Origin of the sequence: Cellulomonas sp. IC4_254 (assembly GCF_011603975.1) — a bacterium.
Lineage (GTDB): Bacteria > Actinomycetota > Actinomycetes > Actinomycetales > Cellulomonadaceae > Cellulomonas.
Genome location: NZ_JAANNB010000101.1, coordinates 1 through 13,833, shown reverse-complemented (window position 1 = coordinate 13,833; position 13,833 = coordinate 1). Strand labels below are relative to the sequence as shown.

12 protein-coding genes are annotated in these 13,833 nt (G+C 76.8%); 4 read left to right on the top strand and 8 right to left on the bottom strand.

Annotated elements, in window-relative coordinates; translation table 11 throughout:
- Positions 1–109 precede the first annotated feature (109 nt).
- Entirely contained in the window at positions 110–781 is a 672-nt protein-coding gene (locus tag G6556_RS11245; RefSeq protein WP_166941334.1) for an HNH endonuclease family protein, read from the top strand.
- 28 nt (positions 782–809) lie between these two features.
- Here G6556_RS11245 and G6556_RS11240 read toward each other — a convergent pair whose 3' ends face one another.
- Positions 810–1,553, bottom strand: coding sequence for a M50 family metallopeptidase (locus G6556_RS11240; RefSeq protein WP_346774843.1), 744 nt, complete (start codon positions 1,551–1,553; stop codon positions 810–812).
- Positions 1,550–2,257 carry a DUF2993 domain-containing protein gene (locus G6556_RS11235; RefSeq protein ID WP_166941332.1) on the bottom strand — a complete coding sequence of 236 codons (708 nt, stop codon included), beginning with the start codon at positions 2,255–2,257 and terminating at the stop codon, positions 1,550–1,552. Before G6556_RS11235 ends, G6556_RS11240 begins: the two co-directional genes overlap by 4 nt.
- A gap of 214 nt (positions 2,258–2,471) precedes the next feature.
- Between G6556_RS11235 and G6556_RS11230 the strand changes: the two genes are divergently transcribed.
- Positions 2,472–2,711: an antitoxin gene (locus G6556_RS11230; protein ID WP_166941330.1), complete on the top strand. Its 240-nt coding sequence runs from the start codon at positions 2,472–2,474 to the stop codon at positions 2,709–2,711.
- Positions 2,712–2,722: 11 nt separating this feature from the next.
- On the top strand, positions 2,723–4,138 hold the full coding sequence (locus G6556_RS11225) for a glucose-6-phosphate dehydrogenase (protein ID WP_166941328.1): 1,416 nt from the start codon (positions 2,723–2,725) through the stop codon (positions 4,136–4,138).
- Here G6556_RS11225 and G6556_RS11220 read toward each other — a convergent pair.
- Entirely contained in the window at positions 4,125–6,665 is a 2,541-nt protein-coding gene (locus G6556_RS11220) for an ABC transporter permease (protein ID WP_166941326.1), read from the bottom strand. The two genes, G6556_RS11225 and G6556_RS11220, sit on opposite strands and share 14 nt — an antisense overlap.
- Entirely contained in the window at positions 6,665–7,459 is a 795-nt protein-coding gene (locus tag G6556_RS11215; protein ID WP_166941324.1) for an ABC transporter ATP-binding protein, read from the bottom strand. Before G6556_RS11215 ends, G6556_RS11220 begins: the two co-directional genes overlap by 1 nt.
- Positions 7,460–7,642: 183 nt before the next feature.
- Here G6556_RS11215 and G6556_RS11210 point away from each other — a divergent pair, with 183 nt between their 5' ends.
- Positions 7,643–8,086, top strand: a complete 444-nt coding sequence (locus tag G6556_RS11210) for a hypothetical protein (protein ID WP_166941322.1) — start codon at positions 7,643–7,645, stop codon at positions 8,084–8,086.
- A 118-nt stretch (positions 8,087–8,204) separates the two neighbouring features.
- On the opposite strand, the gene G6556_RS11205 is transcribed toward G6556_RS11210, so the two are convergent.
- The 4 genes from G6556_RS11205 to G6556_RS11190 form a co-directional block, all read right to left on the bottom strand.
- Positions 8,205–11,288 carry an AAA family ATPase gene (locus G6556_RS11205; protein ID WP_166941320.1) on the bottom strand — a complete coding sequence of 1,028 codons (3,084 nt, stop codon included), beginning with the start codon at positions 11,286–11,288 and terminating at the stop codon, positions 8,205–8,207.
- The gene (locus G6556_RS11200; protein ID WP_166941318.1) at positions 11,288–12,481 is read right to left on the bottom strand and encodes an exonuclease SbcCD subunit D; all 1,194 of its coding nucleotides are present in this window, start codon (positions 12,479–12,481) and stop codon (positions 11,288–11,290) included. Before G6556_RS11200 ends, G6556_RS11205 begins: the two co-directional genes overlap by 1 nt.
- A gap of 106 nt (positions 12,482–12,587) precedes the next feature.
- The gene (locus tag G6556_RS11195) at positions 12,588–12,947 is read right to left on the bottom strand and encodes an STAS domain-containing protein (protein ID WP_166941316.1); all 360 of its coding nucleotides are present in this window, start codon (positions 12,945–12,947) and stop codon (positions 12,588–12,590) included.
- 215 nt (positions 12,948–13,162) lie between these two features.
- Complete coding sequence (locus G6556_RS11190; RefSeq protein WP_166941314.1) at positions 13,163–13,675, bottom strand: YbaK/EbsC family protein; 513 nt, start codon at positions 13,673–13,675, stop codon at positions 13,163–13,165.
- Between the last annotated feature and the right edge of the window lie 158 nt (positions 13,676–13,833).

The window sequence follows — 13,833 nt, the reverse complement described above, 5'->3', positions numbered from 1 at the left end:
GCGGCGTCCGCCCGCCCGGCGAGGGTCGGGCCGCGGCCGCGCCGGGCGGCAGGGGTCCGGCCGCGCCCGGGCCGGGCGGCAGACGTCGGGCCGCGGCCGGGCGGGGCGGCTGGGATGGGCGTGGCTCGTCCTGGTGGTCGCGGTCGCGCTCGGCGTCGGGATCCCGGTGTGGTCGGAGGCCCGCGAGTCCGCGCGGTTCCCCGTCTCCGCCGCCGACGTCGACCGCGCGCGCACCGAGCTGGGCGCACTGGCGGTGAAGGGACGCGCACCGAAGACCGGGTACAGCCGGGACCAGTTCGGCCCCGCGTGGGCGGACGTCGACCGCAACGGCTGCGACACCCGCAACGACGTGCTGGCCCGCGACCTCACGGACGTGACGTTCGAGGACGGGACGCACGACTGCGTGGTGCTCACCGGCACGCTCGCGGACCCGTACACCGACGAGGTGATCGCGTTCGAGCGCGGTCCCCGCAGCGCGGAGGTGCAGATCGACCACGTGGTCGCGCTGTCCGACGCGTGGCAGAAGGGCGCCCAGCAGTGGGACGCCGAGACGCGCCGGCAGTTCGCGAACGACCCGGCGAACCTGCTCGCGGTCGACGGACCCGCCAACGGCGCGAAGGGCGACGGGGACGCGGCGACCTGGCTGCCGCCGAGCACCGGGTACCGGTGCGCGTACGTCGTCCGGCAGGTGCGCGTGAAGGCCGCCTACGGGCTCTGGGTCACGCAGGCGGAGCACGACGCGATGTCCCGCCAGCTCGACGGCTGCGCGGTCACGCGCTGACGTCCCCGAGCCCGCCCGAGCCGCGCGGTCAGAGCAGCGGACGCTCCAGCACCCACGACCCGCCCAGCACGAGCGCCCCGACGCACACCAGCAGGAGCACCGTGACCCACACCCCTCCCGGCACGCGGGTGAGCCGCGCGAGGACGTCGGCGTCCGACGTGCCGCGCCCACGCGCCCGCCGCCGCTGGGACTGCATCTCGAGCACCGCCCGCGGCGCCCCGAGCAGCAGGAACCAGGTCACCGCGTAGGCGACCGCGACCTGCACCGTCGCGGACCCCCACCAGGTCACGGCGACCAGCACCACGCCGGTGACGAGCACGGCCCACAGGCCGTACCAGTTCCGGATCTGCACCAGCACGAGCAGCAGCACGACCAGCAGCGCCCAGAGCAGCCCGACCGCGTAGCCCCGTCCGAGCAGCCACGCCGCCCCGAGCCCCAGCACCGCGGGTCCGACGTAGCCGGCGAAGGCCGTCGCCACCATGCCGGGCCCGCGCGGCTTGCCGACGGAGACGGTGAGCCCCGAGGTGTCCGAGTGCACCCGGATGCCGGACAGCCGGCGCCCGGACAGCACCGCGACCAGGCCGTGCGCCGCCTCGTGCACGATCGTCAGCAGGTGCCGGCTGAGGTGCCACAGCGTCGGCACCGCGAGGCAGAGCAGCGCGGCGGCGAGGGTCCCGAGCAGCACCGCCTGACCTGGGGCCGGCTGGACGGTCGTCGCGCGGTCCCAGATCTCGCCGGGCAGCGCGCGCAGGGTGTCGACGAACCCGCTCACAGGCTGTCGAGGGTCACGTCGGCCAGCTCGACGGTCAGGTGCAGGCCGTCCGGCTGCACGACCGCACCGGTGACCTCGGCACCGGCCGGCAGCTGGTCCGCGACGTCGACCTCCGCGATCCGGGAGGCCAGGCCGTCGGGCAGCAGCCCGGCGTCGACGGTGAAGCCGCCGACCGAGGCGCTGGTGATGGTCGCGACGAGACCGTCGGCGCCGGCGGGCGCGAGGTCGAGGGTGACGCCGACGGGCACGCCGGCGACCGCACCGGTGGCTGCCAGGCCCTCGCCCTCGACGGTGAGCGCCAGGTCCCAGCCGGTGCGCTCGCGGAGCAGCTGCTCGAGGGCGGCAGTCGGGACGGTGGCGGTCGCGACCACGTGCTCGGCGCCGCGCGGCTCGTGCACGGCCACGCCGGTCGCCACGACGTCGAGGTCGGTGACGGCGAGCCCGCGGAGGGTGGCGCCGGGGGCGGTCAGGTGCACGTCGTCGAGGGTGCCGCGCGCGAGCTGCGTGAGGAACGGGAAGCCCGTGATGTCCACCTGCGGGTCGGTGGCGTCGAGCTGCGAGCGCACCGCGTCCGCGGCGACGTCCTGGGCCAGCGAGTGCGTCACGCGGTCGGCGAGCAGGGTACCGCCGACGAGGACGAGCACGGCGGCGATCAGGCCGACGGCGCATCCGACACGGCGGCGGGGGCTGCGGGTGCGGGTCACGCCCCGAGGGTACGGGCCGACCCCGGCCCCGCGAGGGCGCGACGAGCCCGGGTACAGGACCTTCACCCCGCCGACACCGCCGCTGCCGCCGGGCGCTGCCGGTCGCGGGCGGGCGCGGGCGGGTGCGGGCCCCGTCGCCGCCCGGTTGCGGGCCTCGGGGGCCCGACGTTGACTCGTGGGCAGGGCATCCACCTGCGGGACGACGGGAGCGGACATGGGTATCGGGGACTTCGTCGACAAGGCCAAGAAGGCCGTCGCGGGCAACGAGGACAAGATCGCCGGGGCGATCGACAAGGCCGCCGACGCGGTGAAGTCGCGCACGTCGGACTCCACCGACCGCAAGGTCGACCAGGCGACCGCCAAGGCCCGCGAGTACCTGGAGCAGCAGAAGCGGGAGGGCCGGCACGAACCGCCGGTCCGGCACCCCGAGCGCACCGACCCGCCGGCGCTCTGAAGGGCCGCGGCATGGCACCCACCACGCCGGTCGAGAAGCCGGTCCTCTTCGTGCTGCACGGCGCCCGCGGCGACCTCGCGGAGCGCATGGTCTACCCGGGGCTGGCGCAGCTCGCCACGCGCGGGCTGCTGCCGGAGCGCTGGGCGCTCATCGGCACCGGCCGCAAGCCGATCGGCGACGACGAGCTGGCCGACCTGGTGCGGTCCTCGCTCGACGAGCACGGCGAGCCCGGGCACGCGGACGCGCTCGACGGCCACGTGTCGTACGCGCTCACGTTCACCGAGGACGAGCCGGGCGAGCTGGTCGACGCGATCCGGGACGCCCGCCGCGACCTCGCCGGGGACGGCGCCGAGGCCGACGTGACGGTCGTGCACTACCTGGCGGTGCCGCCGTCGGCGTTCGCCCCGACGACCCGCGCCCTGCGGGTGCACGGCCTGGCCGACGGCGCCCGGGTGGTCTACGAGAAGCCGTACGGCACCTCCCCGGAGTCGTTCGAGGAGCTCGACGCCCTGGTGCACGAGGTCCTGGACGAGGACCAGGTGTTCCGGATCGACCACTTCCTCGGCAAGGAGGCGACGCAGAACCTGCACGTCCTGCGGTTCGGCAACGAGCTGTTCGGCGGGGCGTGGAGCCGCGAGCACGTGGCGCAGGTGCAGGTGGACGTCCCGGAGACCCTGGACGTCGCCGACCGGGCCGACTTCTACGACGAGACCGGCGCCGCGCTCGACATGCTGGTCACGCACCTGTTCCAGATCGCCGCCGAGGTCGCGATGGAGCCGCCGGCGGCGCTCGACGCGGACCACCTGGCGACGGCCCGCGAGTCGGTCATCTCGTGCTTCCGCCCGCTCGACCCCGCCGAGGTGGTGCTCGGGCAGTTCGACGGGTACCGGGACATCGACGGCATCGCCGACGACTCGACGACGGACACGTTCGTCGCGGCGCGGCTGTGGGTGGACAACGACCGGTGGCGCGGCGTGCCGTTCCTGCTCCGCACCGGCAAGCGGATGGCGGTCTCGGCGCAGCGGGTCACGCTGGTGCTCAAGACGCCCGACGAGCTGTTCGGCGAGCCGGCCGGCCCGGGCCGCATCAGCCTGTCCCTGGCCGGCGACGGCGCCATCGACATCACGACGACGGTGAAGCAGCCGGGGCCCGACCTGCGGCTCGCCACCGGGACCGCGTCGCTGGCGCTGCAGGACGTCGAGCCGGGCGACCCGCTGGCCCCGTACGCCTCGCTGCTGCACGACGTGCTCGTGGGCGACCGGACCCTGTTCACGACCCCGCGAGGGCTGGAGGCGGCGTGGCGGGCGTTCGCCCCGCTGCTCGGTCCGGACCGCCCCGAGCCGGAGCCGTACGAGCCGGGTTCGTGGGGTCCCGCCCGGGCCGACGACCTCGCCGGCCCGGACGGGTGGGTCCTCACTCGTAGCTGACCGCGTCCAGCACCCGCATCCGGGCCGCCCGGGTGCCGGGCCACAGCGCGGCCAGCACCCCGACGACGACGGCCAGCCCGAGCATGCCCGCGAGGTTCCCCCACGGGATGACCAGCTCGGACAGGCCGTCGTCGGCGTACACCGACGGCAGGGCGGACGCGAGCGCCACCCCGACGACCAGGCCGACGACGGTGCCGAACACCGCCGTGAGCACCGACTCGACGGTCACGGTGCCCGCGAGCTGGAGCCGGCCCAGGCCGACCGCCCGGAGCAGGCCGATCTCCCGGGTGCGCTCGATGACCGACAGCGCGAGCGTGTTCACGATGCCGAGCACCGCGATCACCACCGACAGGCCGAGCAGCGCGTACAGGATGACGAGCACCTGGTTCACCTGGTCGGCGATGCTCGACACGAACTCGTCCTGGGTGAGCACCGAGATCACGACGTAGGGCGCGACCGCCGCGGCGACGGCGTCCTTCAGCTCGTCGACCCCGATCCCGGAGGCGGCGTCGACCGCGAGCAGGTCGACCATCTGCTGCTCCGGCGGCACCAGGGCGTCGAGCACGTCGGTGCCGACCACCACGGGGGCGCCGATCACGTTGGTGGTGAACACCGCCCCGACCGTCACGTCGCGGGGGCCGGTGGCACCGGTGATCCGGAGCGTGTCGCCGACCGCCCAGCCCGCCTCGTCCGCCGCTGCCTCCTGGACGGCGGCCGCGCCGTCGGCGAGCGACCCGAGGTCGCCGTCCACCGTCTCGGCGTCGATCGTGCGGTCGAACAGGTCCTCCCGGACCCCCGCGACGTACCGCGTCCCGGCGCCGTCCCCGTCGGACTGCACCTCGAGCGGGGCGAACGCGAACGCGGCCGCCCCGCCGACCTCCGGCAGCGCCTCGACGTCCGCGATCGCGCCCTTCGGGACGTCCCGGGTGGCGGACTGCAGCACCAGGTCGGTGTGCAGCTGCGACTCGACGACCCCGGCGACCGACGCCTGTGCCGACGTCGCGATCACGGACACGCCGCCGACCAGCGCCATGCCGATCATCAGCGCGCCCGCCGTGTTCGCGGTGCGGCGCGGGTTGCGCACCACGTTGCCCCGCGCCAGCCGGCCCACCGGCCGCAGCAGCCGCACGAACGGCCAGGCGAGCGCCCCGACGACCGACCGCGCGAGGCTCGGCGCGAGCATGAGCACCCCGACCAGGACGCCGGCGGCGCCCGCCCCGAGCGCGGCGTCCATCGTGTCCTCGCCCGTGTTCAGCACCGCCGCGAGCACCGCCGCGGCGCCCAGGCCCGTGAGCAGGGCGCCGAGGACGGCGCGCACCCGGATCGACCGCTCGGGCACCACCACGTCGTCGCGCATGGCCTCGACCGGCGGGACCAGGGCGGCGCGCCGCGCCGGCACGGCCGCAGCCAGCACGGAGACCACGGTGCCGACGACCAGCGAGACGCCGATCGTGGCCCCGTCGACCGGGATGTCCCCCGCCAGGTCCATGCCCATCGCCTCGAACACCGCCTTCAGCCCCTGCACCAGCCCGAGCCCGCCGGCGATGCCGAGAGCGGAGCCGATCAGGCCGACGACGGCCGCCTGCACCAGGATCGAGGCGAACACCTGCGCCGGCGACGCGCCCACCGCCCGGAGCAGCGCGAACTCGCGCATCCGCTGCCGGACCGACATCGCGAAGGTGTTGGAGATGATGAACGCGCCGACGAACAGCGCGATCGCGGCGAACACCAGCAGGAACGTCGTGACGAAGCCGAGCATCTCGCCGATGGCGTCCTTGTTCTCGTCCCGGAGCTGCTGGCCGGTGACCACCTGCAGGTCGTCCGGCACCAGCGGGGCGATCGCGTCCACCAGCTCGGCCGGGGTGGTCCCGTCCGCGGCGTAGACCGCGATGTCCGCGACCTTGCCGTCGGGCGCGAACAGGGCGTAGCCGGTGCCCGGGTCGACCACGACGAGGGTCGCGCCGGCCATCGGCGCGCCCATGTCGAACCGGCCCACCACCTCGGCGTCCGAGAGCTGCCCGCCGAGCACGACCTGCGTCGTGTCGCCGATCTCGAGCCCCGAGCTCGCCAGCGTCGCCGTCTCCAGCGCGATCTCGCCCGGGCGCTCCGGGCCCCGGCCCGCGACGACGTCGAGCGACGGGTCGTCCGGCAGGTAGGAGAACACCAGGCTGGGGGCCTGGGTGCTCTGGACGGCGGTGCCGTCCGCGCCGACGAGGACGATCGAGCCCTGCGCCTCCGGGATCGCGTGCGCCACCCCGTCCAGGGCGGCGATGTCGTCCGCCAGCGTCATCGGCACGGCGGGGCCGGCCGAGGTGCCCTCCACCACCGACGTGCCCTCGGCGGGCTCGGCGCGGACGTAGGCGTCGCCGGGGGTGCCGGCGTCGACGATGCCGTCGAAGGTGCTCGACATCATGGTGCGCAGCGAGAACGTGCCGGCGACGAACGCGACGCCCAGCGCGACCGCCAGCAGCGACAGCAGGAACCGCACCAGGTGGGCGCGGATGCCGCGCACCGCCACCCGGAGCATCAGCGGGACCCGTCGGCGGCGGCGACGGCGACCGGGGCGGCGGACGCGGACGCGGCCGGGCGCAGCGACGACAGCGCGGCCAGCACCGAGTCGGGCGTGGGGTCGGTGAGCTCGCCGACCAGGCGGCCGTCCGCGAGGAACAGCACCCGGTGCGCGTAGGACGCCGCGGTGGGGTCGTGGGTCACCATGACCACCGACTGGCCCAGCTCGTCCACGGACCGGCGCAAGAAGCCCAGCACCTCGCCGGACGACGTCGAGTCGAGGTTGCCGGTCGGCTCGTCCGCGAACACCACGGACGGCCGCGACACCAGGGCGCGCGCGCACGCCACGCGCTGCTGCTGGCCGCCGGACAGCTCGGTGGGCTTGTGCCCGAGCCGGTCCGCCAGGCCGACGGCCTGCACCACGGCGTCCAGGTGCGCGCGGTCCACCGGGCGGCGCGCGATGTCCAGCGGCAGCGTGATGTTCTCCAGCGCCGTCAGCGTCGGGACCAGGTTGAACGCCTGGAACACGAACCCGAGGTGGTCGCGGCGCAGCCGCGTGAGCCTGCGCTCGTTCATGGCGGAGACCTCGAGGCCGTCCACCACCACGGTGCCCTCGTCCGGGCGGTCCAGGCCCGCCATGCAGTGCATCAGCGTCGACTTGCCGGACCCGGACGGGCCCATGATCGCGGTGAGCTCCCCGCGGCCGAAGTCGACGTCGACGCCGTCGAGCGCCCGCACCGCCGCCTCGCCCGTGCCGTACGTCTTCACCAGACCGCGCGCGCTCGCGATCGGCGTGCCGTCGTTCGTGGCCATGATCCCCATCCCTGGTCGTGGTCGTGCCGCTCCCCTGCCAACCTGTGGATCGTCCCGCCACTTCCTCGCACGCGGGCATCCGGGAGCACCCTGGTCCGTCCCTGATCCCGTCCCCGAGGGACCGAGGTCCCGACTGTGGCGCCCGTCACACCCGCGACCTACGCTGGGCCGTGAGGTGCTCCGATGGCGTGGTGGCTGCTGCTCTGGCTCGTGCTGCCGGCGCTGACGTTCGCCGCCGTGCTCAGGCTGATCCCGGGGGCGGAGTCGTCGCCGCGACGGCGCGCTGCCCGCGAGCGGCACCGGGCCCGGGTCGCCGGCGTGCTGGACCGGGTCGCCACCCGCGTGCGGCACGGCCGGCACGGGGCGCCGCCCGCGCCCGACCCGTTCGACGCGCTGCACGTCCAGGTGCGGCTCGGGATCGTCGCGGACCACCTGCGGCGGCTCGAGGAGGACACGCACGCGTGGGCGCGGGCGGAGCGGATCATCGCCAGCCAGCTCGCGTACGACGCGCTGCTCGCCGAGGCGTGCCGGCTCGCCGGCGTCGAGGTGCTGCCGCGGGCGAAGGGCGACCCGTGGGAGCGGATGCGCGAGGAGGTCGAGCTGGCGTCCCGCGGCTGGACCTGGTGACCGGCTCGGCTGGACCTGGTGCGCCACCCACCGGACGTGACGACTCGCCGACCGGCCCCGGTGGCCCACCGGCCGTCCCAGCTGGCCCACCGGCCGTCCCAGGTGGCCCACCGGCGGCTCAGCCCGCGACGACGGTCAGCGTGCTCGACCCGTCCGTCCGGCGGCGCACCTCGATCCGCTCGGCGACGGCCTGCTTGAGCGCCTCCACGTGCGAGACCACCCCGACGACCCGGCCGCCCGCGCGCAGCTTCCCGAGCTCGCCCAGCACCGCGTCGAGGGTGTGCGGGTCGAGGGTGCCGAACCCCTCGTCGATGAACAGCGTGCCGAGCTCGACGCCACCCGCCTCGGCCGTGACGACGTCAGCCATGCCGAGCGCCAGGCACAGCGACACGTAGAACGTCTCGCCGCCGGACAGCGTCCGCGGGTCGCGGGCGGCACCGGTCGTGTGGTCGACGACGCGCATCGCGAGACCGGTGCGGCGGCTGCGGACGTCCTCGCGCTCGTCGCTGCGCTCCAGCTCGTACCGGCCGTCGGACATCTCGCGCAGCCGGTCGTTCGCGGCTGCCACGACGTCCTCGAACCGGCGCACCAGCACGTACGTCGCGAGGGACAGCGCGCGGGCGTTGTCCGCGTCGGCGCCGCCGGCGAGGCGGGCCATGCGGCTCACCGGCGCGGCCCGCTGCTCGGCGGCGGCCAGGGCGGCGGCCGAGGCGGTGACGTGCCGGGCGGCGTCGGCGGCGCGGGCCGCACGGTCCCGGACCGAGCCGAGGAGCGCCCCGGCGGCGTCGGCGGCGCCCACGGCGTCGGCGAGCGCCTGCTCGAGCTCGGCGACCTCCGCGGCCAGCGCGCCGGGATCCCCGGCGGCCAGGTCGGCGAGCTCCGGGTCGCGCAGGCCCTGCTCCACCCGCGCGACGGCGGTGCGGTAGGCCTCGACGGCACGCTCCGCGGCGGCGACGTCGGCCGCCTCCGCCACGGCGGCGCGGGCGGCGGGCTCGTCGCCGAGGTCCTGCTCGGCGAGCACGCGGGCCAGCTCGGCGGCCCGGTCGGCGACGGCGCGGGCGGCGGCCGCGCGGCGGTCCAGCGCGGCCAGCACGCCGTCGGCCGCGTCGACCCGCGCCTGCTCGGCGCCCTGCCGGGCCAGCACGGTCGGGTGCCCGTCCCGGGCGGCCTCGACCTCGGCCACGTCCCGGGCGAGCTCGTCCTCGACCCGGGCGAGCGCGTGCCCCGCGGCGACGTGCTCCTCGCCGAGCGCGGCCCGGGTGAGGCGCAGGTCGTCGGTGACGCGGTCGTGCTCGGCGACGTCGGCCCGGAGCCGCTCGCGCGCGACCTCGGCCGCACGGGCCTCGGCGAGCGCGGCACGGGCGCCGTCGACCGCCTCCGCGGCCACCGCGCCCTGGTCGGCACCGAGGCCGCCGGTCCGCTCGCGGAGCGCCGCGCACCGCTCGGTGCGGCCCTCGACCCGGGCCTCGGCGGAGCGCACGGCGTCCTCCGCCGCGCGACGGGCGTCCTCCGCGGCGGTGACGTCCTCCTCCGCGACCGGCTCGTCACCGGGCGGCGCCGGCTGCGGGTGCTCGGTGCCGCCGCAGACGGGGCACCGCTCCCCGGGCACGAGCCCGGCGGCGAGCTCGCCCGCGAACCCGGCGAGGCGCGCGCGCCGCAGGCGGGACTCCTCCTCGACCGCGACGACGGCGGCGTGCGCGGCGGCCGCACGGGCGGCGGTGGCGGCGGCCAGGTCCGACTCCGCGGCGGCCAGGTCCCGCACGGCGGCGGCCACGGCCTCGGCGTCGGCGAGGTCGCGGGCGCGGGTCGGGGCGGTGGCGGCCAGCGCGGTGGCGGCATCGAGGTCGGCGACGAGCGCGGCGCGCCCCTCGGGGCGCAGCGCGAGGAGGTCGTCGGCCTCGGCCATCGTGCGGGTGCGGGTGGCCTGGACCTCGCGCAGCCGGTCCCGGTCCCGGGCCCGCTGCGGCAGCGTGCGCTCCAGGCCCACGACCCGCGTGAGGGTGGCGACCAGCGCGGCGCTGGCCTCGCGGACGCCCGCGAGCGCGGCCGGCAGGCCGGCGTCCGCGAGCGCCGCACCGGGGTCCGCCGGGGCGAGGCCGGCCGGGGCGGCGTCGAGCGCGGCGCGGAGCTCCTTGTCCGTGCCCGCGAGGGTCCCGCGGGCCTCGTCGAGCCCGCGCAGGACCGGCCGGACGACCGCGGCACGGCGCGCCCGGTCCACCCGGGCCACGTCCGCGGCGTGCTGCTCGGCGCCCTCGGCCAGCCGGGCGCGCTCCTCCTCCAGCGCGGCGCGGCGCCGGACGAGCCGCAGCCGCGCGCCGGCGCCGTCGGACGCGGCGCGGGCCTCGGCGACCCGCCGCCCGGCCGTGTCGGCGGCCGCGCGGGCGGCGTCCTCGTGCGCCCGCAGGGCGGCCAGGCGGTCGGCGACCAGCGGGGCCAGCGCCTCGACGTCCTCCGTCGCGGCCGTGCGCAGCGCCGCGACGCCGTCCTCATCGGCCGCGGCGGCGCCCGCGAACCGCGCGGTGCACTCCTGCACCTCCGTCCGGGCCTCGGCGACCGCGCGCTGGGCCTCGCGGCGCAGCTCGTCGAGACGCTGCTGCACCCGCTCGTAGACCTCGGTGCCGAAGATCCGCTGCAGCAGCCCACGGCGCTGCTCCGGGTCGGCCCGCAGGAACGCGGCGAACTCGCCCTGGGGCAGCACCATGGTCTGCGCGAACTGCGCGCGGTCCAGGCCGACCACGCGGGTCAGCTCGGCACCGGCCTCGTCGAGGCGGGTGGACAGCAGCTCGCCGCCGTCGAGGTCGGGGGCGCCTCCGGGGGTCGGCGTGACCTCCGGGGGCGCCGTGAGCCGCCAGAGCTTCACCGTGGCCTGCTGCTTCGCGCGTCCGGTGCCGCGCTTCTTCGCCCGCTCGTACGCCGGCGTGCGTCGCACCCGGTACACGCCGGACCCGGTCTCGAACACGAGGTCCACGACGGTCTCGACGTCGTCCGCCGCGAACGCCGAGCGCAGCCGGTCCTCGCTCGTGGACGCCGACGCGACCTTGCCGTACAGCGCGAACACCACGGCGTCGATGACCGTGGACTTGCCCGCGCCCGTCGGCCCCTCGAGCAGGAACAGCCCGCCGGCGGACAGCGCGGCGAAGTCGACGGTGTGCCGGCCGGCGAACGGGCCGACCGCCTGGATGGTCAGGGTGTGCAGCCGCATCAGGCGCTCCGCTCCGCGGCGACGACCTGCTCGTAGGCGCGGCGCAGCACCGCCGCCTCGGCCTCGGTCGGCCGCGCGCCGCTGACGTGCTGCACGAACTCCGCGGCGACCTCCAGCGGGTCGCGCGCCGCCGTCACCTCGGCGACCCGGGGGCCGGCCGCCCGCAGGGGCGGCTGGTGCTGGACCACGAGGGCGTGCGGGAACCGGGCCCGGACGCGGCGGTACAGGTCGGCGGGCCGGTGGGCGTCGGTCACCGTCACCCGGACCCAGTCGTCGAGGTGCGGCTCGCCCGCCGCGCCGAGCAGGTCGTCGAGCGGCCCGGTGAGGTCGGCGAGCCGCCGGGGCACGGGGGCCGGCACCAAACGGACCTCGGGGGCGCCGGCCGGTCCGAGGTCGACCAGCACCGTCGACTTGGCGTGCCGCGCCTCGGAGAACGAGTACGCGAGCGGCGAGCCGGAGTACCGGAGCACGGTCGGCCCGTCGCGGTCGCCGACCCGCTGGGGGCCGTGCAGGTGGCCGAGCGCGACGTAGTCGACCCCGTCGAACACCGCCGCGGGCGCGTGGTCGACGCCGCCGACCCGGATGTCCCGCTCGGACTCGCTCGCCGCCCCGCCGACCACGAACGCGTGGGCCAGCACGACCGAGCGCGGCGCGGACCGGCCGGCGGCACCGGCCGCCGTGGTGCGCGCGGCCAGGTCGGCGCGCACGCGGTCCATCGCGGCGCCCAGGACGGCGGCGTGCGAGCGCGGCAGCGGGCCGTCGGCCCCCGGGTCGGCCAGCGCGTGCCGAGCCGCGTCGGGGTCGAGGTACGGCAGGCCGTAGACCAGCACGTCGTGCCCGTCGCCCGGCAGCACCACGGGCCGGGTCACGTCGTCGAGCCGCGCGAGCACCCGCACCCGGTCGCGCATGAGGTCCGCCCCGAAGCCCAGCCGGATCGCCGAGTCGTGGTTGCCGGGCGTCACGACGACGGCGGCGTGCTCGGACAGCCGGCGCAGCGTGTCGGACAGCTGGGCGACGGACTCGACCGGCGGGATGGCGCGGTCGTACACGTCCCCCGCGACCAGCACCGCGTCGACCCGCTCCTCGCGGACCACGTCGACGAGGTGGTCGAGGAACGCCTGCTGGTGCGACGTCAGGTCGACGCCGTGCAGGGTGCGGCCCAGGTGCCAGTCGGAGGTGTGCAGGAGCCGCATGCGTCGAAACTAGCCGCCGCCACCGACATCCCCGCGCACGACCGGCGTCGCCTGTGGACGACGGGCGTGGCGGCCCGGCGCGTCGCCGCGCACGGTCCGGGGGCGGTCAGGCGATCGCGCGCTCCGGCGCCTGCTCGGGCTCGGGCGCGAACTCGCCGGCCATGCCGAGCATGTCGAGCTTCTCCAGCACCTGCCGGTGCGGGTCGCGCAGCGTCAGGCCCTGGGCCGTCTCCCCCGCCGCCAGGTTCAGCTGCAGCACGAACGCGAGGCCGGACGAGTCGATGAACGTGACCTCCGTCGCGTCCACCACGATCGGCGCGGTGCTCGCGAGCGCCTGCGCCATGGAGGTGGAGGCCTCCGCCCGCAGCGCGCCGTCGACCTCGCCCCACAGCCGGACCACCGTGCGCCCGTGCGCGGCGGTCACGTCGATCCCCCCGATGGGGGCGGGATCCTCGGTCAGGTTCATGTCCTCGTCTTCTCCAAGTCTGCGTGGGGCCGCCCGATCATGGACCCCCGGCGCCACACGCGCATGCCGAGCGCGCGTCCTGTCGTCCGCCGGAGGCGCGACCAGCGCGTGCTCCGTCGGGGACAACGCGTCCGGCGGCTGCTTCGTTCCCCGATCCCGGGGTGGTTCTTGACCGGACCTTGACCGTCCGGTCGGGATCGCGCTGCGTGGGGCGGTCAGGCCGCCTCGTCCGGCAGCGGCTCCGTCACGTCGGCCACGGTCGCGCCCAGCACCCGGACCAGGTCGTCGCCGTCGACGCGCGCACCGACCCCGTGCCCGCCGCCGCCGATGGACGCCGGTCGGCCCTGCACCCGCTCGTCGGCCACCACCGGCCAGGCGCGCAGCGAGCCGAACGGCGTGATGGTCCCGCGCTCGTAGCCGGTGACCTCCTTGGCGGTGGCGGCGTCCGGCATGGACATCCGGCTCACGCCCAGGAGCGCCCGGAGCTTCGGCCAGGAGATCGTCCGGTCGCCCGGCACGAGCACGAACAGGTAGTCGTCGTCCCCTCGGCGCACCACCAGGGTCTTGACGATGCCCGACGGGTCGATGCCGCGGACCGCGGCCGCCTCCGCCAGCGAGCGCACCGGGCCGTGCCGGACGATCTCGTGCGCGATCCCGGCGTCCGCGAGCGCCTGGGCGGCGCGACGCTCGCCCTCGGTCGCCGCGCCCTGGTCCTGCTCGCTCGTCATGCCCGCCACCCTACGAGCCGGGTCCGACAGGGGCCTCCCGACCCCCGGCATCCGGATGCTGACGCGGATCGGTCCGCCCACCGGACGGTGCCGGCGCGCCCGTCGGCGGGATCCGCCCGTCGCCGACCCCCGGGCCCGCCGCGACCCCGGAGGTCAGT